Genomic DNA, 20,473 nt, shown 5'->3' on the forward strand with positions numbered 1-20,473 from the left:
GAAATCACCAACCTGGCGACTTCGGCGGCCCCGACGAAAGCCGATCGGGCGCGTCGGGGCCTGACTTCACCCATACGGAGGACGGTGCGGACGCGGCGCCGGCGGTGTTCGAGATTCGGGCCGAACGGGGGCGGCCCGCTCTGGTATGCGCTCGGGTGTTCGGGTTGAGTACCGCCCTGGAGACCCGCCCCGGAGATTCGCCCTGACGTCCACATGGATGGAGTTGCCGGCCGATGACCACCCCGTCGCACCTCACGCCGTTCCGGATCGAGATACCCGAGGCCGAGCTGGTCGATCTGCGGGAGCGCCTGGCGCGCACCCGATGGCCCGAGGCGGAGCCCGTGGCCGACTGGTCGCAGGGCATTCCGCTCGGGTACACGCGGGAGTTGGCCGAGTACTGGCGCACCACGTACGACTGGCGCAAGACCGAGGCGAGGTTGAACGCCCATCCACAGTTCAGGGCCGAACTCGACGGTGTGGGCATCCACTTCCTGCATGTGCGCTCGCCGTACCCGGACGCGATACCGCTGATCCTGACCCACGGCTGGCCCGGTTCGGTCATCGAATTCCTGGACGTGATCGGCCCGTTGACCGATCCCGTCGCCCACGGCGGGGACGCGGCGGACGCGTTCCACGTGGTGCTGCCCTCGCTGCCCGGATATGGCTTCAGCGATCGGCCGACCGAAACCGGGTGGGGGGTCGACCGGATCGCCCGGACCTGGGCGCGGCTGATGGCCGACCTGGGCTACGAGCGCTACGGCGCGCAGGGCGGCGACTGGGGATCGATGATCACCGCGTCACTCGGTCGCCAGGACCCGGAGCACGTGCTCGGGATCCACCTGAACATGCCGGTGGCGATGCCGGACGCCGAGGCGATGCAAGACCCGACGCCCGAGGAGCGCCAGGCGCTGGCCGACCTGGCCACGCACTCCGAATGGGACTCCGGCTACAGCAAGATCCAGTCCACCCGGCCGCAGACCCTCGGCTACGGCCTGACCGATTCCCCGGTGGGCCAACTCGCCTGGATCGTGGAGAAGTTCCGGCAGTGGACCGACTGCGACGGGCACCCGGAGAACGCGCTGCCGCGCGACCACATGCTCGACAACGTGATGCTGTACTGGTTGACCGGCACCGCCACGTCCTCCGCCCGCCTGTATTGGGAGAGCTATCGCGATCCCGACCTGGCCGCGGTCGACGTGCCGACCGGATGCTCGGTCTTCCCGCACGAGATCATCCGCGCTTCGCGCCGCTGGGCGGCCAACCGCTTCCGCGACCTGCGCTACTGGAACGAGCTTCCCCGAGGCGGCCACTTCGCCGCCTTCGAACAACCGCAGCTGTTCGTGGAGGAGATCCGCCGCTTCTTCCGCCTGCTGCGCTAGGTCCTGTCCGGCGGATCCTGGTGGATCGGGCCGCGTCGTCCGGGTCGGCTACGACGAAGTCGCCGGGCTCGGGTGTGTCGTCGGCAGGAGTGCCTCGCAGATCTTCAGGGCTTCGGCGACCGCGGGATCCGTGCGGTCGAGGGCCGACGGGCCGCCCGGGGGCAGGTCGACCCTGTGGTCGTGGAGGCAGCTTGCGAATGCCCGGATGCCGGAGTCGTTCGGGGCGGCTGTGCCTCGGCTGCCCGGGGTGCGGGTGGGGCGCAGCGTCGCGCAGGTTTCCTCGGCCTTGCGGAGCGCGGGATCGGTCGCGCGTGGGCGGCCGGGGAAGCCCGAGGGGCGTTCGCCGGCCGGGCGGCTCGGGCGATCGGATGGGCGGGCGGTGCCATCGGGCCGACCCGACGGGCGGGCTCCCCCACCCGGCCGTCCGGTCGGCACCGTGACCCCGTTCGCGCGCAGACAGTCGGTGTACGCCTTCGTGGCGTCGGCACCGGCGCTCGGCGCGCTCGACGGACCCGCGACTCTCGTGCTCTTGCCGCCGTTCCCCCCACCACATCCGGCCAGCAGCAACACGAGTGCCGAGGCGGCGACCGGCACCACCGCCGTGGTCCACGCCGGTCGACCCGGGTACCTCGTCATGACGTCCTTCCCACGCGACTCGGGAACGGCCGCCGGACGGCGCACCACCCATCCGCCCCGGACTCAAGCACGGCGGGATGGTGGTTGTCCGCGCGCCGCCTGGGAGTTCGCTGGGAGCCCGGACCCCATCGGGCGGACGACTTGTCGCGATCACAGTACTTTCAACCGATACGCGCCCGGCTCACGGCCTCGATCCGCTGTCGCGTTGCCGGCCAATTCCCAGACGGCCGACAGCCTTCGGGTACGTGTCCGGTTCAGGCTTGGCCGCCATGAGGCGTGTACGACTACGACGCAAGTCGGTCCTGCTCAACCTGACCCTGGCCGCCGCGTTGGTCACCGGCGCCGGCTTCGCCTACGCGGCGGTGGACGACGGGGGCGGATCGACGCGCGCCGGCCGGGTGCGTACGGGCAAGGTCACCAAGGGCACGGTGATGGCCACGGTGTCCGCGTCCGGGTCGTTGAGTTCGCCCTCCGACACGGGGGTGGCCTTCACCGCCGCGGGCAAGGTCACCGCGGTCGCGGTCAAGGTGGGCGACCGGGTCACCGCCGGCCAGGTGCTGGCCCGGATCGATCCGGCCCAGGCCCAGGAGGCGCTGGACGCGGCGAAGTCGGCCGTGAGCGTGGCCCAGGCAAATCTGACCAAGGCCCGCGCGGGCACCCCGGTCGGGGGCGGCAACGGAGGCGGCAGCAACGGCGGTGGTGGCGGCAACCAGGGCAGTGGCAACCAGAGTTCCGGCATCGAGAACACGGCCGTACGCGGCGGCACCGGCGGTACCGCCTCCCGCGATGTGCCCGCCGCCACGCCCACGACGGCGCCGCCCGGGTCCGCGTCCACCCCTGTCGCCCAGCCGCACCCGACCGTCACCGTCACCGTCACCAAAACCGCGACGGCCACCCCGTCGCCGAGCACGACGGTGGACGCCGCCGCGGTCACCCAGGCCGAATCGGCCCTGGTCACCGCGAACAACAAGGTCGCCGACGCGCAACGGGCCCTGGACGGCTGCACCCTGATCGCCCCCTCCGACGGCGTGGTGGCCTCGGTGTCGGGCAAGGTCGGCGACAACGTCTCCGCCGGCGGCTCGGGCGGTTCCGGCGCTTCCACCGGCTCGGGCGGTTCCGGCGGTTCCGGCGGCCAGGGCGGCTCGTCCGCGGCCTCGAACAGCACGGCGAGCGGATTCGTGGTGCTCGCGAATCCGACCGGCATGGAGAGCCGGGTGTCCTTCTCGGAGGCCGACGCGGCCAAGGTCAAGGCGGGACAGCCGGCCACGGTCACCCTCAACGTGAACTCCGCGATCCGGCTGAACGCCAAGGTGGTGAGCGTCAATCCGCTCCCGGACAGCGGCGGGTCGGCCGGTTCGGTCAAGTACGGCGCCACCATCGCGCTCCAGGGCGACGTGTCCACGCTGCGCACCGGCCAGACCGCGAACATCTCGGTGATCGTCGCCCAGGCGGACAACGCGCTCCAGGTGCCCTCGGCGGCCGTGACCGGCGGCGGCACGAGCGGCCCCGGCGGCACGGGCGGCTCCGGCGCCTCGGTACGCGTCCTCGTCGACGGCGTCGAACAGCGCCGCACGGTGACCATCGGCGTGGTGGGCGACCAGACCACGCAGGTCCTCTCCGGCCTGGCCGAGGGCGACGAGATCGTGATCGGCACCGTCGCCGCCGGCACCGGCTCCACGTCGGGCCGCTCCGGCCAATCCACCCGCGGCGGCACCGGCGGCGGCGCAATCCCGGGCGGCGGCGCGGTCTTCCCCGGCGGTGGCAACGGCGGCGCGACCGGCGGCGGCTTCCCGCGCGGCGGCTCACGGTGAGCGGGCCGCACGCGGGCCGCCCCGCGCCCGTGATCGACGTCCGAGCGGTGACCAAGTCGTACGGCCACGGCGCCGCCGCCGTGCAGGCGCTGCGCGGCGTCGACCTGACCATCGAGGTCGGCGAATACGTGGCCATCATGGGCAGTTCGGGCTCGGGCAAGTCCACCCTGATGAATGTCCTGGGCTGCCTGGACATCCCGTCCTCGGGCCGCTACCTGCTCGACGGCCTCGACGTCGGTCGGCTCGACGAGCACCAACTCGCCCTGGTCCGCAACCGCCGCATCGGCTTCGTCTTCCAATCGTTCAACCTGATCCCGCGCACCACCGCGCTCGCCCAGGTCGAACTCCCGCTCTCCTACGCGGGGGTGCGCGCCCGGGAACGCCGCCGCCGCGCCCGTGCCGCGCTCGACCTGGTCGGCCTGTCCGACCGCACCGACCACGCACCCAACGAACTCTCCGGCGGCCAGCAGCAACGTGTCGCGCTGGCCCGGGCCCTGGTCACCGCCCCGGCGCTGCTGCTCGCCGACGAGCCCACGGGCAACCTGGACAGCCACAGCACCCGCGAGGTACTGGGCATCCTGGACCGGCTGCACGAGGCCGGCCGCACGATCGTGATCATCACTCACGAGGACGAAGTCGCCGCCCGCGCCGAACGGGTCCTGCGCCTGGTCGACGGCCTGGTGGTATCCGATCGGCAGCGCTCCCCCGCATCCGCGCCGACCGCCTCCGAGCCCGTCGCGGCCGGTCCGCTCGTGGAAGGTCCCCGCCGGTGAACCCCGTCGAAGTGCTCCGATTCGCCGTCCTGGGCCTGGCCGCGAACAAGATCCGGACCGCGCTGACCATGCTCGGCGTACTGATCGGGGTCGGCGCGGTGATCCTGCTCGTGGCCGTCGGCAACGGCTCGTCCAAGTCGGTACAGGCCTCCATCCAGCGCCTCGGCACCAACCTGCTCACCGTCTCGCACACCGCGGGCGGCGGCCGATTCGGCGCGGCCGGACAGGGCGGCACGCTCAAGGACCTCACCCCCGACGACGCCCGGGCCCTGGTCGACCAGACCCTGGCCCCGCATGTGAAGTCGGCCGCCCCGGTGCAGACCACGTCCCAGAGCGTCACCTACGCCGGCCAATCGGTCACCGTGTCCCAGATCGTCGGCACCACGCCGGACTGGTTCGCCACCACCAACCACGACCTGGGACAGGGCGCGCTGTTCGGCGCCGACGACGTGAACTCCCGGCGCAGGGTGGCGATACTCGGCAGCACCACGGTGGAGAACGTGTTCGGCACGGAGAACCCGATCGACAAGGAAATCCTGGTCGGCGGCGTGCCGTTCCGCGTCGCGGGCGTCCTGCGCACCAAGGGCGGCAACGGCGCGACCGACTCCGACGACACCATCGTGCTGCCGGTGACCACCATGCGCGACAGCCTGACCGGCTACGGTTCGTTGTCCGCGATCGCCGTACAGGCCACCTCCTCCGACGACACCACGCTCGCCCAGGACGAGGTCACCTCGATCCTGAACAACCGGCACCGGATCACCGATTCGACACAGAGCGACTTCCGGATCACCAACCAGCAGTCGTTGCTGAGCGCCAACGACGAGACCAACAAGACGTTCACCGTGCTGCTCGCCGCGGTGGCCGCGATCTCGCTCCTGGTCGGCGGGATCGGCATCACCAACATCATGCTGGTGACGGTCGCCGAACGCACCCGCGAAATCGGCATCCGCAAGGCGATCGGCGCGCCGCGCGGGGCGATCCTGGGCCAATTCCTCGCCGAGTCCACGCTGTTGTCGGTGATCGGCGGCGGCCTCGGTGTGGCCGCCGGGCTGTTCGCGGCCCGCTTCGAGGTGGTCGGGATCACGCCTGTCGTGGTGCCGAGTTCGGTGGTCGGCTCGTTCGCCGTGTCGGTCGCCATCGGCCTGTTCTTCGGCGGCTACCCGGCCGCGCGCGCCGCCGCGCTGCGGCCGATCGAAGCACTGCGGCACGAATAGCCCGACCACCCACCGCCGTTCCGGAGGAGAATCCCGACCATGACGCCGAAGCCCGGCCTCGACCCGCACGACACCCGCCCACTCGACCCCGCACCGGGAGAGCCGGCGCCCGACCCCGGCATGCCCGGATCTCCCGCCCACGAGACCACGCACGAGCCCACGGATCCCGAGCCGCCCGGCTTCGTCGGCGGCTTCCACACCGAACCGGCCGCCGCCGAGGCGCCGGACGAGTCGCCGGAGGACATCCTCGCCCGACCGCCCGCCGCCCGCGACGTCGCCGACGAGTTGGCCGCGCCGCCCCGCCGCCGCCTGCCCGCACTGACCCTGGCCCTGGGCGCGGGTGTGCTCCTGTCCGCCGGCTTCCTGGCCGGCGTCGAGGTACAGAAGGACCACGCGGGCGGCGGCACCGGGCAGAGCGCAGCGCAGCAGGGCGCGAACCCCTTCACCACCCGCACCGCCGGCGGCAGCGGCACCCAACCGGGCGCCCGCCCGGCCGGCGGCACCACGTCCGGCGCGGGCTCCGGCTCCGGCTCCGGCTCGGACCTGACCACCGGGACGGTGAAGGTCGTCGACGACTCTTTCATCTACGTCTCAGATTCGGCCGGCAACATCGTGAAGGTGAAGACCGACGCCGGAACGAAGATCCAGGTGACCCGCGACGGGCGCACCGTCGACCTGAAGCCGGGCGACACCGTCGTGGTGCGCGGCGCGACCGGCGCCGACGGCGCGGTGACCGCGACCTCCGTCGCCCAGGGCACCACTGCCCTCGGTCGCGGCGGCGCGGGCAACCCGGGCACGGCGGCCGGCGCGGGCGGCACCGCCGGCGCGACCGGCGGGGCGGGCTAGATGGCCACGCCCGCCGAGGGCGCCCGCACCCGCCTGCTCGTCGTCGACGACGAGCCGAACATCCGCGAACTGCTCTCCGCAAGCCTGCGTTTCGCCGGATTCGAGGTCGACTCGGCGGCCGACGGCGCCGACGCGCTGGCCGCCGTCGCGCGGTGTCGGCCGAACCTGGTCGTGCTCGACGTGATGCTCCCCGACCTGGACGGCTTCGAGGTGGTCCGCCGACTGCGCGCCGACGGCACCCGGCTGCCGGTGTTGTTCCTGACCGCGAAGGACACCACGAAGGACAAGATCACCGGATTGACCCTGGGCGGGGACGACTACGTCACCAAGCCGTTCAGCCTCGAGGAGTTGATCGCCCGGATCCACGCGGTGCTGCGCCGGGTGCACGGCGGCGAGGGGGTGCCGACGTCCTCCAACCGGATCGTGGTCGCCGATCTCGAACTCGACCCGGACGGCCACGAGGTGCTGCGCGGCGGACGGCCGGTGTCGTTGTCGCCCACCGAGTTCAAGCTGCTGCGCTACCTGATGCTCAACACCGGCCGCGTGGTGTCCAAGACGCAGATCCTGGACCACGTCTGGCAGTACGACTTCGGCGGCGATCTGAGCATCGTCGAGTCGTACATCAGCTACCTGCGCCGCAAGATCGAACTCGACGTCGGCGGCGGCAAGTTGATCCACACCGTGCGCGGGGTCGGATACGTGCTGCGACGCCCGCAGCCGTCGGCCTGACGGCGCCGGGATGCGCCTCCCGCACCCGAGCCGATCGTCGCTGCGCATCCGCGTGCTGGTCATCGCGATGACCCTGGTCGCCGTCGCCCTGCTGGTCAGCCAGACCGTCGTGGTGGGCTCGCTGCGCGGCTACCTCACCGACCAGGTGGACCGGCAACTGCACCAGGCCGCACGGGGGATGGCGTACCGCCCGCCCGAACCCCCCGGCGAGCCGCGCGGCAACGGGCCGCCGCCCGGCGGTCGTGGACGGGCATTCGGCGTGTTGCCGAGCCGGATCGTGGCCGAGTACCTGAACCCCGACGGCACCACCCGCCAACGGGTGCGCTCGCCCGGCGCCGAGGAGGAGTTGGGCCCGCGGCTGCCCCGCCTGGACACGGTCACCGTGACGGCCCTTGGCCGGCATCCGTTCGAGACCGACTCGGTGTCCGGCGACACCCGCTGGCGGGTGCTCGCGGTGCCGACGGCGGGCGGCGAGGGCAGCGTGGTGCTGGCCCAGCCGCTGAACGACGTCCGGGCGGCGGTCGACCGCATGCGCACGGTGTGCCTGCTGATCGGCCTGACCTGCCTGACCGTACTGGCCGCGGCCGGCTGGTTCGCGCTGCGCGGCGGGCTGCGTCCGCTGCGCCGGATCGAGGAGACGGCGGCGGCGATCGCGGCGGGCGACCTGTCCCACCGGGTCCCGGTACCCGCGCCCGGCACCGAGATCGGCCGGTTGTCCACGTCGATCAACGGCATGCTGGCGCAGATCGAGACCGCGTTCGCGGCCCGCGCCGAGTCGGAGACCCGGATGCGCCGGTTCGTCGCCGACGCCGGGCACGAGTTGCGCACCCCGCTGGCCAGCGTGCGGGGCTTCGCCGAGTTGTACCGGATGGGCGCGCTCACCGATCCTGCCGAGGTGGCCCGCACGATGCGCCGCATCGAGGACGAGGCGATCCGGATGGGCGGCCTGGTCGAGGACCTGCTGCAACTGGCGCGCCTGGACGAGCAGCGACCGCTGTGCAACGAACCGGTGGACCTGCGCATCCTGGCCGCCGACGCGGTGCACGACATCAAGACCCTGGCCCCGGACCGCGCGGTGACGCTGACCGGCCTGGACGGCGGCCCGGCGCATCCGGTGACGGTCTTCGGCGACGAGTCCCGGCTGCGCCAGGTGGTGGCCAACCTGGTCTCCAACGCACTGACCCACACCCCGGCCGGGACCACGATCCGGATCGCGGTGGGCCGGACCGGGCCGCCGGAACGGTGCGCGGCCCTCGAGGTCGCCGACGCCGGCCCCGGCCTGACCCCGGCACACGCCCAGCGGGTGTTCGAGCGTTTCTACCGGGTCGACTCCTCGCGCAGCCGCGCCGCCGGCGGCGGTTCCGGCCTCGGCTTGGCCATCGTCGCCGCCCTGGTGAACGCACACGGCGGCCGGGTAGAGGTACGCACCGCCCCGGGCGAGGGCGCGGCGTTCCGGGTGCTGCTGCCCTGAGACCCGGAGGGGCGCCCCGCACGCCCGTCCCGCCCCACCCGGCCCCTCAGCCCACCGGCGCGCTCGCCCGCTCCTTCTCCCCCGCCGGCTTGGTGTCCCCGTGCCCCGGCCACCACGCCGTATGGCCGATCAGCGCGGTCAGGCTCGGCGTGAAGATCAGCGCCATGATGAAGGCCGCGATCGCGATCCCGCTGGAGAGCGCGAAGCCCATCTGGGACAGCGTCGAGTTGCCCGCCAGCATCAGCGTGGCGAAGGTGCCCGCCAGGATCACGCCGGCGGCGGCGATGGTGGGCCCGGAGTGCTTGACCGCCACGGCCGCCGCGTCGTGCGGGTTGTGCCCCTCTCGGGCCTCCTCGCGCAGTCGGGACACCATCAGGATGTTGTAGTCGGTGCCCAGCGCGACCACGAACAGATACATGATCACCGGCAGCATGAACATCAGCCCGGGCTGGTCCCCGATCTTTTGGAACAACACCGAGGTCGCCCCGAGGGTGGCGCCGAATCCGAGCGCCACCGAGGCCATCAGGTACCACGGCGCGACCAGGCTGCGCAGCAGCAGTCCCAGGATGATCATGATGCACACCGCCGCGACCGGGAAGACCACCGAGTAGTCCCGGTCCACCGCGCGGTTGATGTCCACATAGACCGCGGTGATCCCGCCCACCAGCGCCTCGGTGCCCTCCGGCGCGGCCCGGTGCATGGTCGGCCGCAGCCGGTCCTTCACCGTGGACAGCGCCGCGTCGGTGGCCGGCGAGTCGGACAGCACCACCGAGTAGAACGCGGTCGCCAGGTCGGGGGTGAGCACCGGCTCGGCCACCGAGCCGACTCCCTTCACCCCGCGCAGCTCCGCCTCGAAGGCGGCCCGCTCCTGCGGGGTCAGCGGCCGGCCGGTGGTGGACTCGAGGTAGACCTCGGTCGGGTCGGTGGTCCCCGGCGGGAAGCCCTTCTCCAGGCTCTTCATCGCCTTGACCGACTCCTTGTCCGACGGCAGCGAGGAGCCGGCGAGGTCGAAGTTGGCCTTGTAACCCAGCGCGCCGATCGCGAGCACCCCCATCACCAGCGCGGAGGCCACCGCGAACACCACCGGCCGCCGGCCGATGCCGCGCCCGAGTCGGGCGAAGCCGGTGCCGTGCGGGGCCACCCGCCAGGACTTGGACGGCCAGAACACGCGCGTGCCGAGCAGCGAGACCACGGCCGGCACCAGGGTCAGTCCGGCCAGCAGCGTCACGAACACGGCGATCGCGAGCGCCGGCCCCATCGAGCGCAACATGCCCAGGGTGGACAGGGTCAGCGCGGCGAACGCGACGATCACCGCCGCCGCGGCGGAGGCGATCGCCTCGCCCACCCGGGAGACCGCGCGCACCATGCCGTTCTTCGGGTCGACCCCCTCGCGCAGCACCTCGCGATAGCGGAACAGCAGGAACAGCACGTAGTCGGTACCGACGCCGAACAGCACCACGGTGAGCAACTGTTCGATCGAGCTGTCGGCCTTCATGTCGAAGACCTTGTTGGCCGACGCGATCAGTCCGGTGGCCATCGGCGAGATCAGTCCGATGATCACCACCGGAAGCAGCGCGATGATCGGGCTGCGGAAGATGATCAGCAACAGCAGCACGATGATCACGATCGTGCCCACCGCGACCAGGGTTCCGGCGGTCTCGGACGAGTCCCGTTCGTCCAGCGCCTGCGCGGCGGAGCCGGTGATCCCGGCGGTCAGGTCGGTCCCGGCGACCTGTGCCTTGACCTCCTTGCGCATCGCCTCGACCGCGTCCTGCGGGGTCTCGTCGTTGGGGTCCTTGACCTCCGGCATGGCCACCATCGCGGTCTGCACCAGCCCGTTCGGCGAGACCTGGCCGGGCGTGACCCCCAGTACGTCCTTGATCTTCCGCGCCTCCACCGCGGTGGAGACCCGCGCCACCACGGCGCTGTCCGCCGGGATCAGCGGCTTGCCGTCGGCCCGCTGGAAGACGATCACCGCGCCCACGTTCTCCTGCTGCGGGAACGCCCGCTCGCGCAGGTCGGACGCGCGGACCGACTCGTAGGACTTGGGGAGGAAGCTCTTCTCGTCGGTGGAGGAGGTCAGCTTCGGCGCCAGACCGATCACCACACCGGCGGCGATCACCCACGCGAGGATGACCCACCAGGGCCTGCGTACGACAAATCCGCCCAGGGCCGCGAACATGGGCGCCTCGCTTCCTGCTCGTGCCGGATCCCGATCACCTCTCGTCACCATCGAACGGGCCGGTCGGCCCCGCCGGCGGGGTGATCCGTGCGGGTGACGCCGCGTGATCGGCGGTGGAACCGGGCCCCGGGGTGACGGTCGGATGTCCGGTCGGTACGGTTTGCCCTGCCGTTGCGGGAGCGGCCGGGTGTACGGGCGGCCCGACATCGCGTCCGTAGAGCGCACCGGTTGTCAGCACGGGAGAGTCATGGCGTCGAGGGGTCGTCGCAGCGTGCCGCGGATCGCCGCCGGTCCCCGGGACGACGCCGCGTGGGCGCCGCTGCTCGCGCGCGTCGTGGTCGCGACCGTGACCTGCGGCTTCTTCTTCGGCGGCTTCGTCGGCCTGGTCCAGTCGACCCGGCTGTCCACGACGGCCAAGGGCGCCGCGCTGGCCATGCTGCTCACCCTGGTCGCCCTGCACATGCGCAACTGCGTACGGCCGGCCGACGGCTCCCGGCCGCGCGGTTGGGTGTGGACGCTGGGCGCGCAGGCGGTGCTCACCTATCTGCCGATGACCTGGTTCCACGACACCTGGTACGGCAACCCGGGCTTCCTGGCCGGCGCCGCGCTGCTGCTGCTCCGGCCCGCGTGGGCGGGCTGGGTCGGGTTCGCGGCGGTGGTGGCCGTACAGGTGCCGGTGGGTCTCGCGGTGCGGCCCACCGTGGTCGAGGCGCTGTACCTGGTCTTCGGCCAGGCCGCGCTGGTCGGGCTCGCGGTGTACGCGCTGGCCGGGCTCACCGATCTGGTGGCCGCGCTGGCCGCGACGCGCACCGCGCTCGCCGACGCCGAGGTGGCCCGCGAGCGGCTGCGCTTCACCCGGCACCTGACCGACGGGGTCGGGGCGAGTCTGACCCGCATCGTCGAGCGCGGCGAGGCGCTGGTCGCCGAGCTGCGCGAGTGTCCGGAGCGGGCCCGGGCGGCGCTGACCGAGGCGCTGGCCGAGGCCCGGGGCGCGATGACCGAGGTGCGCGCCTACGCGCACGCGCACAAGAGCGTCGCGGGCACGCCGCCGCCGGCCATCGCGGTCGAGCCGACGCCGCGGGCGGTGTCGGTGCTGCGGGTGGTGATCCTGGTGCTGATCGTGGTGCCGCTGCCGGTGCGGATGTTGGCGGCGAGCCACTACTCCCCCGCGCGGCAGGCGCTGTTCCTGCTGCTGCTCGCCGGCTTCGTCGCGCTGTACATCCGCAACTGCACGCCGGCCGCGGCCGGTCGGCCTCGGGGGTGGCGGTGGACGTTCGCGGCGCAGGTCGCGCTCGCGTACGTCCCGCTGGTGGTGTTCGACGCGAAGACGTGGTCGCTCGGGTTGTTCCTGGCCGGCATCGCGCTTGTGCTGCTGCGCGGGCCGTGGCGGGTGCTCGCGGTGATCGGGTTCGCCTGCCACGACCTGTACTTCGGGACGTGGAGTCCGACCGCGCTCGACCACGTCTACCACGTGGTGTGGATCCTGGAGCGGGCCGCGCTGGTGTACGGGCTGGTGCGGATGGCCGACGTGGCGCGGGCGCTGAACGCGGCGCGCGCCGAATTGGCGGCCGTGCGGGTGGCCCGGGAGCGGCTGCGGTTCGGGCACGATCTGCACGACCTGCTCGGATTCAGCCTGTCCGCGCTGGTGTTGGAGAGTCAGCTGGCGCTGCGGCTGGCCGATCGGGACCCGGAGTCGGCGGCGGAGCGGGTCGCCCAGGGGCTGACCATGGCCCGGCAGGCGCTGGCGGACGTGGGCACGGTCGCGGGCGGGTATCGCGGGATGTCGCTGGCCGTGGAGGCGCGCTCCGCCCGCGACGTGCTGGCGGCGGCCGGGATGGCGGTGGAGGTCTCGATCGAGGTCGGCGCGTTGCCGGTCGGCGTGGACACCGCGCTGGCCACCGTGTTGCGCGAGGGCACCACCAACGTGCTGCGGCACAGCGACGCGAGGCGGTGTGCGATCACCGCGGCGGTGGACCCGTGCGGCGAGGTGGTGTTGGTGCTGACCAACGACGGGGTCCGCGCCCCGGTGGGTCCGGCGCCGACCGCGGCGGGCATGGGGCTGGGCTCGCTCGGTCGCAGACTGGCGGCCGAGGGGGGCACGTTGTCCGCCGGGGTGGTCGACGGGGGCTTTCGACTGGCCGCGCGAATACCGGGCCGGACGCCCGGACGCGTACCCGGCGAGGAGCCGACGGAGCCCGTGCGCGGGTGATGCGCGGGCGCGCGAACCCCCACGACAACGGCGGATGTGGCGGAATCGACGGAACCGCACCCACAGTTCGGCAGCCCGTTGTCGTCCACCCGTGGTGGGATGGGGTATCACTGCATGGGCGATCGCACGATGCGCGTCATGCGCGCGTCACGGCGGCGCACATCGGACTTCTACATTCCTGTAGATTTACCCCGGTGGGCGGCCGTCGCGGTGATCACCCGATCCGCCCGTACCCGAATATGCACGAGGGAAGGAAGCACTGCCATGGGAGTCAGTCTCGCCAAGGGCGGCAACGTATCCCTGTCCAAGGCCGCGCCCGGCCTCACCGCCGTCGCGGTGGGTCTCGGATGGGATGCGCGCAGCACGACCGGTGCGGACTTCGACCTCGACGCGAGCGCGCTGCTGCTCGGCAACGACGGTCGGGTGCTGTCCGATCTGCACTTCGTCTTCTACAACAACCTGACCAGCCCCGACGGCTCGGTCCAGCACACCGGTGACAACCTCACCGGTGAGGGCGAAGGCGACGACGAGACCGTCAACGTCGACCTGGCCTCGGTGCCGGCCGACGTGCAGCGGGTCGTCTTCCCGGTCTCCATCCACGACGCGGTGGCCCGGGACCAGTCGTTCGGCCAGGTCCGCAACGCGTACATCCGCGTGGTCAACCGCGCCGACAACAACGAACTGGCGCGCTACGACCTCACCGAGGACGCGTCCACCGAGACCGCGATGGTCTTCGGTGAGCTGTACCGCAACGGCAACGAGTGGAAGTTCCGCGCCGTCGGCCAGGGCTACGCCTCCGGTCTCGCGGGCATCGCGAAGGACTTCGGCGTCAACGTCTGAGCCGGCTCCCCGTCCGGGGATCCGCTCGGGCACGGCCCGCGGACACGCCGCGCGGCAGGGTCGCACCGATTTTCGGTGCGACCCTGCCGTGGGCTCGGGGTACGCATCGACCCGAGGGAACGATTCGCCCCGGTCCGCGGTTGATCCTGAACCAGAGCAACATCGAACCACGGCGGGGCGACCCGATCGCCCCGCGACGAACAAGGAGTGGGCGTCATGGCCGGTCTCGACAAGCTGATCAAGAAGGCGACCGACTACGCCAAGCAGAACCCGGACAAGGTCAAGTCGATCGTCGACAAGGTGAAGAAGCAGGCGGACAAGCGCAAGGGTCGCTGACCCTCGACCGTCGCACGCGCGGCCGTCTCCCCTCCTGCCCCTCGGGAGCGGCCCGCCGCCCTCACGCCGTCGCGTCGGGCCCGGCGGCCGGATCCGGCCGCCGCAGCCGGTCGGCGAGCGCATCGAACGCCACCGTGAACGCGCCGGTGGTGGGCGCCGGTCCGGGGCCGCGCAGCCGCCCGGCCAGCGCCGAGCCGAGCCCCGCCATCCGGGTCACCTCGTCGGCCATGGTCTCCACATCGTCCGGCCACGGATAGTCGGGCCGGGTCAGATACAGCGCCACCAGGCCGTGCAGCGCGGCCAGCATCTGCAGCGCCAGCCGGGTCGGGTCGCCGACCAGCACGCCCGCCTCCAGACACGGCCGGATCGCCTCGCCGACCCAGTCCAGGCACGCGTCGGCCGCGCTCCACTCGGCTTCCTCGCCCGAACGCGGACGCATCATCAACAGGCGGTACTGCACCGGGTGTTCGAGCCCGAAGCGGACGAACGCGGCGCCGTGCCGACGCATCGCCTGGTAGGGATCCTCGATCCCCGCGCCCGCGTCGCGCATCCGCCGCCCCAGGTCCTCCCAGACCGCCAGGCACACCGCGTCGACCAGCTCCCGCTTGTTCGCGAAGTGCAGGTACACCGAGGGCGTGGTCACCCCGGCGCGGGCGGCCACCGCGCGCAGCGTCAGCGCGGACTCGTCGCCGGCCTCGTCGAGCAGGGCGGTGGCGGCCGCCAGGATCTCGCCGCGCAGCAGCGCCCCGTCGCCGGGTCGGGCGCGGGCGCGGGATCGCCGGGTGTCGGGCACGCCCCCAGTTGACAGCCGGCGAGTTGACGTTGTCAACTTGACAACGTCAACTCAGGTGAGGGGTTCGGGATGAGCACTATGTCGTCGACCACGGGACCGACCGGTCTGGAACAGCTGCTGGCCCTGCGGGACCACGGCATGCCCACGGGGATCGGCCCGTTCATCGGGATGACGCCCGAGGAGGTCGAGGACGGCCGGGTCGTCTTCAGCGCGAGCGCGCGACCCGAGTTCGCCAACCCGATCGGCACCATGCACGGCGGCATCGCCGCCACGCTGCTCGACTCGGCGATGGCCTGCGCGGTGCACACCACGCTGCCGCCCGCGACCGGCTACACCTCGCTCGACATCTCCGTGCGCTACCTGCGCCCGGGCCCGCTGGACGGCAGCACGCTGCGCGCCGAGGGCCGGGTCGTACACCGGGGGCGCACCATCCGCACCGCCGAGGCCGAACTCACCGACGACCGGGGCCGGGTGCTCGCGACGGCGACCACGACGTGCCTGGTCATGGCGCTCGACTGAGACCGCCTTCGGCGGGCGTCACCCGCCCGGGGTCGCCCGCCCGATCCGCTCGACCCCCGCCGGCAGTCGCTCGGGGGTCAGGAACGCCACCAGCTCCTCCCGAAACGCCCGCGCGGCGTGGGTGAGCGCGGCGTCGCTGCGATGCGCGAGCGCGATGGTGCGGGACAGGCCCGGCGGGGCCAGCGGCGTCGCGGTCAGGCCGGGCCGCCCGGCCAGCACCATGCTCGGCACGATGGCCGGCCCCAACCCCACCTCGACGAACCGCAGGACCGCGTCCATCTCGCCGCCCTCGATCGCGAACTCCGGCTCGAACCCCGCCTCGTGACACGCCGTCAGGGTCGCCTCGCGCAGGTCGTAGCCGTCCCGGAACATCACCAGGCGCACCCCCCGCAGCGCCGCGATCGGCACGGCCGGGCCGGCCACCGGCGGGCGGCCCGCGAGCACCAGGTCCTCGCGCAGCAGCGGTTCGGTGGTCAGCGCCGCGCCGACCCCCTGCGGCGGCACCACGATCAGCGCCAGGTCCAGATCGCCGCGCAGCAGCGCGCGCACCAGATCGCGCGAGCCGTTCTCGTCGACGAGCAGCCGGATCCCGGCGTAGCGGTCCTGGAAACTGCGCAGTACCTCGGCCAGCAGACTCGCCGACAACGACGGCGTGGCCCCGATCCGGACCCGCCCCGAGCGCAGCCCGACCAGCTCGGCCACCTCCAGGTGGGCCACGTCCACATCCGCCAGGATCCGCCGCGCGATCGGCAGCAGCCGCTCCCCCGCCGGGGTGAGCGCGATGTTGCCCCGCACCCGGGTGAACAACTCGGCCCCCAACTCGTGCTCCAGGGCCCGGATCTGCTTGGACAACGACGGCTGCGCGACGTGCGTACGGGCCGCCGCGCGGGTGAAGTGCCGGGTCTCGGCGACTGCGACGAAATAGACGAGCTGCTGGAACTGCATGGATCAAGCCTTGCATAGCCTGCGGCTATCGAAACAAGGCATTTCCGATCTTGGACGGCATGACCTCAATCCCCCTACCGTCGACGACATGGCGACCCTGACCCGCGCTCCCGGCTCCGCCGGACGGCGCAGGCAGGGAGCGTCGCACCGCTCCACCGTGACGATGAAGATCGCGATGGCGCTCAGCGGTGCCGTGCTCCTTGCCTACCTGACCGCCCACATGCTGGGCAATCTGAAGATCTTCTTCGGCGAGTCGAGCTTCGACCACTACGCGCACTGGCTGCGCACCATCGGCGAGCCGCTGGTGCCGCACGAGGGCACCCTGTGGATCATTCGCGTCGGGTTGACCGTGAGCGTGGTCGTGCACATGGCGATGGCGATCCTGCTCACCCGCCGGGCCAGGCGGGCCCGGCCGGTCAAGTACGTACACCGCCCGCCCGTGCAGGGCTCCTACGCCGCCCGCACGATGCGCTGGGGCGGCGTGATCATCGCCCTGTTCGTGGTCTACCACCTGCTCGACCTGACCGTCGGGGTGGCCAACCCGACCGGCGCCGCCGGCAAGCCGTACACCAACGTCACCGCCGACTTCGAACACTGGTACATCACCGCGATCTACACGGTCGCCGTGGTGGCGGTCGGATTCCACCTGCGCCACGGCGTGTGGAGCATGACCCGCACCCTCGGCCGGCAACGGCCGGGCACCGAACGGCTGATGGGTTGCGTCGCGACCGGCTACGCCGTGTTGATGACGGCCGGATTCCTGTCCGTGCCGTTCGCCGTGACCGTCGGAATCGTGGGGTGAACGAGATGACCGAGCACATCGAAGGCAGCGAGCACACCGGGCCCGGCGAGTACGCGCGGTACACCGTCGGCGCCGAGATCGCCGACCACGCCGCGCCCGAGGGCCCGTTGGCCGAACGCTGGGAGCAGCGCAGGTTGGGCGCGCGGCTGATCAACCCGGCCAACCGGCGCCGACTGCCGGTGATCGTGGTCGGTACCGGCCTGGCCGGTGCCTCCGCCGCCGCAACGCTGGCCGAACTCGGCCACCCGGTCGTCTCGTTCTGCTACCAGGACTCGCCGCGCCGGGCGCACAGCATCGCCGCGCAGGGTGGGATCAACGCCGCGAAGAACTACCGGGGCGACGGGGACAGCGTGGCCCGGCTGTTCAAGGACACGATCAAGGGCGGCGACTTCCGCGCCCGCGAGTCCAACGTGCACCGGCTGGCGGAGTTGAGTACGCAGATCATCGACCAGTGCGTGGCCCAGGGTGTGCCGTTCGCGCGCGACTACGGCGGTCTGCTCGACACCCGCTCGTTCGGCGGGGCCCAGGTCTCCCGGACGTTCTACGCGCGTGGGCAGACCGGTCAGCAGTTGTTGCTCGGCGCGTATCAGGCGATGTCACGCCAGGTCGCGGCTGGCAATGTCACCGTGCATGCACGCACCGAGATGCTGGACCTGGTGGTGGTCGACGGGCGGGCGCGCGGCGTGGTGGTGCGCGACCTGGCCACCGGCGAGGTGTCCACCCACCTGGCCGAGGCCGTGGTGCTGGCCACCGGCGGCTACGGCAACGCGTACTTCCTGTCCACGAACGCGATGGGGTGCAACGCGAGCGCGATCTGGCGGGCGCATCGGCGCGGCGCGCTGTTCGCCAACCCGTGCTTCACCCAGATCCACCCGACCTGCATCCCGGTCTCCGGCGCGCACCAGTCCAAGCTCACCCTGATGAGCGAGTCGCTGCGCAACGACGGTCGGGTGTGGGTGCCGGTGGCCGGCGGCGACACCCGCGCGCCGGGCGCGATCCCGGCGGCGGAGCGGGACTACTTCCTGGAGCGCATGTATCCGGCGTTCGGCAACCTCGTCCCGCGCGACATCGCCTCGCGCGCGGCCAAGCGGGTCTGTGATGAGGGGCGCGGGGTGGGTCCGGGCGGACTCGGTGTCTACCTCGACTTCGCCGACGCCATCGAGCGTTTGGGCGCGGCGACGGTCGAGGAGAAGTACGGCAACCTCTTCGCGATGTACGAGCGGATCACCGGCGAGGACCCCTACACCGTGCCGATGCGGATCTTCCCGGCCGTGCACTACACGATGGGCGGCCTGTGGGTCGACTACGACCTCCAGTCCACGATCCCGGGGCTGTTCGTGGTCGGCGAGGCCAACTTCTCCGACCACGGCGCGAACCGACTGGGCGCCTCGGCGCTGATGCAGGGGCTGGCCGACGGCTACTTCGTGCTGCCGACCACGCTCACCCACTACCTGGCGGCGGGGCCGTTCGGGGCGGTGGACGCGGACGATCCGGAGGTGGTGGCGACCGAACAGGGCGTCCAGGACCGGGTCAAGCGGTTGCTCGCGGTCGACGGCGACCTGTCCGCCGACCACTTCCACCGCGAGTTGGGCCTGCTGATGTGGGAGAAGTGCGGGATGGAGCGCGACGCGGCCGGGCTGCGCGAGGCGCTGGCGCGGATCCCCGAGTTGCGGGCCGAGTTCTGGGCGCGGTTGCGGGTGCCGGGCAGCGGGGCGGGGTTGAACCAGTCGCTGGAGAAGGCCGGCCGGGTGGCCGACTTCCTGGAGTTGGCCGAACTGATGTGCCTGGACGCGCTGCACCGCGAGGAGTCCTGCGGCGGCCACTTCCGCGCCGAGCACCAGAGCCCGGGCGGGGAGGCGGCGCGGGACGACGACTTGTTCGCCTACGTCGCCGCCTGGGAGTACACGGACGGCCCGCCGGTCCTGCACCGCGAACGACTCGCCTTCGACAACGTCACCCTGGCCACGAGGAACTACGCATGAAGCTCACCCTGCGCATCTGGCGCCAAAAGGGTCCCGAGGACCGGGGCGGCATGGTCGCCTACGACGTGCCCGACGCGTCGGCCGACATGTCGTTCCTGGAACTGCTCGACGTGCTCAACGAACGGCTCACCGAGTCGGGCGAGGAGCCGGTGGCGTTCGACCACGACTGCCGCGAGGGCATCTGCGGGGCGTGCAGCCTGGTCATCGACGGGGTACCGCACGGGCCACAGAAGGCCACCACGACCTGCCAGTTGCACCTGCGCCACTTCCGGGACGGACAGAGCATCGACGTCGAACCGTGGCGCGCCGCGGCCTTCCCGGTGGTCAAGGACCTGGTGGTGGACCGCAGCGGCCTGGACCGGATCATCGAGGCGGGCGGCTACGTCACCGCGCCCACCGGATCGGCGCCCGAGGCCCACGCCACGCCGATCCCCAAAGCGGACGCGGACGCCGCGTTCGAGGCCGCGACCTGCATCGGTTGCGGGGCCTGCGTGGCGGCGTGCCCGAACGGCTCGGCGATGTTGTTCACCGCGGCCAAGGCCACCCACCTGGGCCTGCTCCCCCAGGGAAAGGTCGAACAGGACACCCGGGTCGACGCGATGATCCACGCCCACGACGAGGCGGACTTCGGCGGCTGCACGAACACGGGCGAATGCACGGCGGTCTGTCCGAAGGGCATCCCCCTGGGCGTCATCGGCCGCTTCAACGCCGACGTCCTCGGCGCCACGTGGCGGGGCCGCTGACCGGCGTCGGGCTCGGGCCGGCACTCGCGTGTGTGTTCGCGCAGGTTGCCGGCCTCGCCGGCGCGGGACCAGGCCGCCGTACTGACGTTGCCGGGAACCGATTTCTGGTTGTTCCACGGCGAGGTGGCGATGTTCGACCACGTCGCAGGTGCCCGCCCACCGGGGTGTTGAGCAGGCGGTGGGTTCGGTCCTTGCGGCGCCGGCCGCAGGCGATCAGTGCCTGGCGGCCGGCGCGGAGGATGCGCATGTCCGGCCGCGCA

General features: G+C 72.2%; 17 protein-coding genes. 13 read left to right on the plus strand and 4 right to left on the minus strand.

Annotated elements, in window-relative coordinates; translation table 11 throughout:
* Positions 1-233 precede the first annotated feature (233 nt).
* Positions 234-1,379, plus strand: a complete 1,146-nt coding sequence (locus ACFXKZ_RS16085; protein ID WP_380000740.1) for an epoxide hydrolase family protein — start codon at positions 234-236, stop codon at positions 1,377-1,379.
* 48 nt (positions 1,380-1,427) lie between these two features.
* Here ACFXKZ_RS16085 and ACFXKZ_RS16090 read toward each other — a convergent pair whose 3' ends face one another.
* Positions 1,428-2,015, minus strand: coding sequence for a hypothetical protein (locus ACFXKZ_RS16090; RefSeq protein WP_380000742.1), 588 nt, complete (start codon positions 2,013-2,015; stop codon positions 1,428-1,430).
* Positions 2,016-2,284: 269 nt separating this feature from the next.
* Between ACFXKZ_RS16090 and ACFXKZ_RS16095 the strand changes: the two genes are divergently transcribed.
* Genes ACFXKZ_RS16095 through ACFXKZ_RS16120 form a run of 6 tightly spaced genes read left to right on the plus strand, consistent with a single transcriptional unit; the run spans position 2,285 to position 8,862 of the window.
* A complete protein-coding gene (locus ACFXKZ_RS16095; RefSeq protein WP_380000744.1) occupies positions 2,285-3,826 on the plus strand; it encodes an efflux RND transporter periplasmic adaptor subunit in 1,542 nt (513 codons plus the stop codon).
* A 29-nt stretch (positions 3,827-3,855) separates the two neighbouring features.
* Positions 3,856-4,599, plus strand: coding sequence for an ABC transporter ATP-binding protein (locus ACFXKZ_RS16100; RefSeq protein WP_380000746.1), 744 nt, complete (start codon positions 3,856-3,858; stop codon positions 4,597-4,599).
* Positions 4,596-5,816: an ABC transporter permease gene (locus ACFXKZ_RS16105; protein ID WP_380000748.1), complete on the plus strand. Its 1,221-nt coding sequence runs from the start codon at positions 4,596-4,598 to the stop codon at positions 5,814-5,816. Before ACFXKZ_RS16100 ends, ACFXKZ_RS16105 begins: the two co-directional genes overlap by 4 nt.
* Positions 5,817-5,855: 39 nt before the next feature.
* Positions 5,856-6,662 carry a hypothetical protein gene (locus ACFXKZ_RS16110; protein ID WP_380000750.1) on the plus strand — a complete coding sequence of 269 codons (807 nt, stop codon included), beginning with the start codon at positions 5,856-5,858 and terminating at the stop codon, positions 6,660-6,662.
* Positions 6,663-7,391, plus strand: a complete 729-nt coding sequence (locus ACFXKZ_RS16115) for a response regulator transcription factor (protein ID WP_380000752.1) — start codon at positions 6,663-6,665, stop codon at positions 7,389-7,391.
* Between the two features lie 10 nt (positions 7,392-7,401).
* A complete protein-coding gene (locus ACFXKZ_RS16120) occupies positions 7,402-8,862 on the plus strand; it encodes an ATP-binding protein (RefSeq protein WP_380000754.1) in 1,461 nt (486 codons plus the stop codon).
* 46 nt (positions 8,863-8,908) lie between these two features.
* Here ACFXKZ_RS16120 and ACFXKZ_RS16125 read toward each other — a convergent pair whose 3' ends face one another.
* Positions 8,909-11,044 (minus strand): MMPL family transporter, encoded by a 2,136-nt coding sequence (locus tag ACFXKZ_RS16125; protein WP_380000756.1) that lies wholly within the window; start codon positions 11,042-11,044, stop codon positions 8,909-8,911.
* 247 nt (positions 11,045-11,291) lie between these two features.
* Between ACFXKZ_RS16125 and ACFXKZ_RS16130 the strand changes: the two genes are divergently transcribed.
* A complete protein-coding gene (locus ACFXKZ_RS16130) occupies positions 11,292-13,253 on the plus strand; it encodes a histidine kinase (RefSeq protein WP_380000758.1) in 1,962 nt (653 codons plus the stop codon).
* A 264-nt stretch (positions 13,254-13,517) separates the two neighbouring features.
* Positions 13,518-14,093 (plus strand): TerD family protein, encoded by a 576-nt coding sequence (locus ACFXKZ_RS16135; RefSeq protein WP_020548622.1) that lies wholly within the window; start codon positions 13,518-13,520, stop codon positions 14,091-14,093.
* Positions 14,094-14,490: 397 nt separating this feature from the next.
* On the opposite strand, the gene ACFXKZ_RS16140 is transcribed toward ACFXKZ_RS16135, so the two are convergent.
* Positions 14,491-15,222, minus strand: a complete 732-nt coding sequence (locus ACFXKZ_RS16140; protein ID WP_380000760.1) for a TetR/AcrR family transcriptional regulator — start codon at positions 15,220-15,222, stop codon at positions 14,491-14,493.
* Positions 15,223-15,291: 69 nt separating this feature from the next.
* Between ACFXKZ_RS16140 and ACFXKZ_RS16145 the strand changes: the two genes are divergently transcribed.
* On the plus strand, positions 15,292-15,741 hold the full coding sequence (locus tag ACFXKZ_RS16145) for a PaaI family thioesterase (protein WP_380000762.1): 450 nt from the start codon (positions 15,292-15,294) through the stop codon (positions 15,739-15,741).
* An 18-nt stretch (positions 15,742-15,759) separates the two neighbouring features.
* Here ACFXKZ_RS16145 and ACFXKZ_RS16150 read toward each other — a convergent pair whose 3' ends face one another.
* Entirely contained in the window at positions 15,760-16,686 is a 927-nt protein-coding gene (locus ACFXKZ_RS16150) for a LysR family transcriptional regulator (protein WP_380000764.1), read from the minus strand.
* A gap of 88 nt (positions 16,687-16,774) precedes the next feature.
* Here ACFXKZ_RS16150 and ACFXKZ_RS16155 point away from each other — a divergent pair, with 88 nt between their 5' ends.
* Genes ACFXKZ_RS16155 through ACFXKZ_RS16165 form a run of 3 tightly spaced genes read left to right on the plus strand, consistent with a single transcriptional unit; the run spans position 16,775 to position 20,213 of the window.
* Positions 16,775-17,488 carry a succinate dehydrogenase cytochrome b subunit gene (locus ACFXKZ_RS16155; protein WP_380000766.1) on the plus strand — a complete coding sequence of 238 codons (714 nt, stop codon included), beginning with the start codon at positions 16,775-16,777 and terminating at the stop codon, positions 17,486-17,488.
* 5 nt (positions 17,489-17,493) lie between these two features.
* Entirely contained in the window at positions 17,494-19,470 is a 1,977-nt protein-coding gene (locus ACFXKZ_RS16160) for a fumarate reductase/succinate dehydrogenase flavoprotein subunit (RefSeq protein WP_380000768.1), read from the plus strand.
* Positions 19,467-20,213, plus strand: a complete 747-nt coding sequence (locus ACFXKZ_RS16165) for a succinate dehydrogenase/fumarate reductase iron-sulfur subunit (RefSeq protein WP_380000770.1) — start codon at positions 19,467-19,469, stop codon at positions 20,211-20,213. Before ACFXKZ_RS16160 ends, ACFXKZ_RS16165 begins: the two co-directional genes overlap by 4 nt.
* Positions 20,214-20,473: the final 260 nt, after the last annotated feature.

This window comes from Embleya sp. NPDC059237 (genome assembly GCF_042754105.1).
GTDB lineage: Bacteria > Actinomycetota > Actinomycetes > Streptomycetales > Streptomycetaceae > Embleya.

Coding starts and splice junctions, on each gene's coding strand:
- ACFXKZ_RS16115 (WP_380000752.1), top strand. CDS start 6,663: ATGGCCACGCCCGCCGAGGGCGCCCGCACCCGCCTGCTCGTCGTCGAC.
- ACFXKZ_RS16120 (WP_380000754.1), top strand. CDS start 7,402: ATGCGCCTCCCGCACCCGAGCCGATCGTCGCTGCGCATCCGCGTGCTG.
- ACFXKZ_RS16155 (WP_380000766.1), top strand. CDS start 16,775: ATGGCGACCCTGACCCGCGCTCCCGGCTCCGCCGGACGGCGCAGGCAG.
- ACFXKZ_RS16160 (WP_380000768.1), top strand. CDS start 17,494: ATGACCGAGCACATCGAAGGCAGCGAGCACACCGGGCCCGGCGAGTAC.
- ACFXKZ_RS16095 (WP_380000744.1), top strand. CDS start 2,285: ATGAGGCGTGTACGACTACGACGCAAGTCGGTCCTGCTCAACCTGACC.
- ACFXKZ_RS16135 (WP_020548622.1), top strand. CDS start 13,518: ATGGGAGTCAGTCTCGCCAAGGGCGGCAACGTATCCCTGTCCAAGGCC.
- ACFXKZ_RS16130 (WP_380000758.1), top strand. CDS start 11,292: ATGGCGTCGAGGGGTCGTCGCAGCGTGCCGCGGATCGCCGCCGGTCCC.
- ACFXKZ_RS16090 (WP_380000742.1), bottom strand. CDS start 2,015: ATGACGAGGTACCCGGGTCGACCGGCGTGGACCACGGCGGTGGTGCCG.
- ACFXKZ_RS16150 (WP_380000764.1), bottom strand. CDS start 16,686: ATGCAGTTCCAGCAGCTCGTCTATTTCGTCGCAGTCGCCGAGACCCGG.
- ACFXKZ_RS16125 (WP_380000756.1), bottom strand. CDS start 11,044: ATGTTCGCGGCCCTGGGCGGATTTGTCGTACGCAGGCCCTGGTGGGTC.
- ACFXKZ_RS16145 (WP_380000762.1), top strand. CDS start 15,292: ATGAGCACTATGTCGTCGACCACGGGACCGACCGGTCTGGAACAGCTG.
- ACFXKZ_RS16085 (WP_380000740.1), top strand. CDS start 234: ATGACCACCCCGTCGCACCTCACGCCGTTCCGGATCGAGATACCCGAG.
- ACFXKZ_RS16110 (WP_380000750.1), top strand. CDS start 5,856: ATGACGCCGAAGCCCGGCCTCGACCCGCACGACACCCGCCCACTCGAC.
- ACFXKZ_RS16165 (WP_380000770.1), top strand. CDS start 19,467: ATGAAGCTCACCCTGCGCATCTGGCGCCAAAAGGGTCCCGAGGACCGG.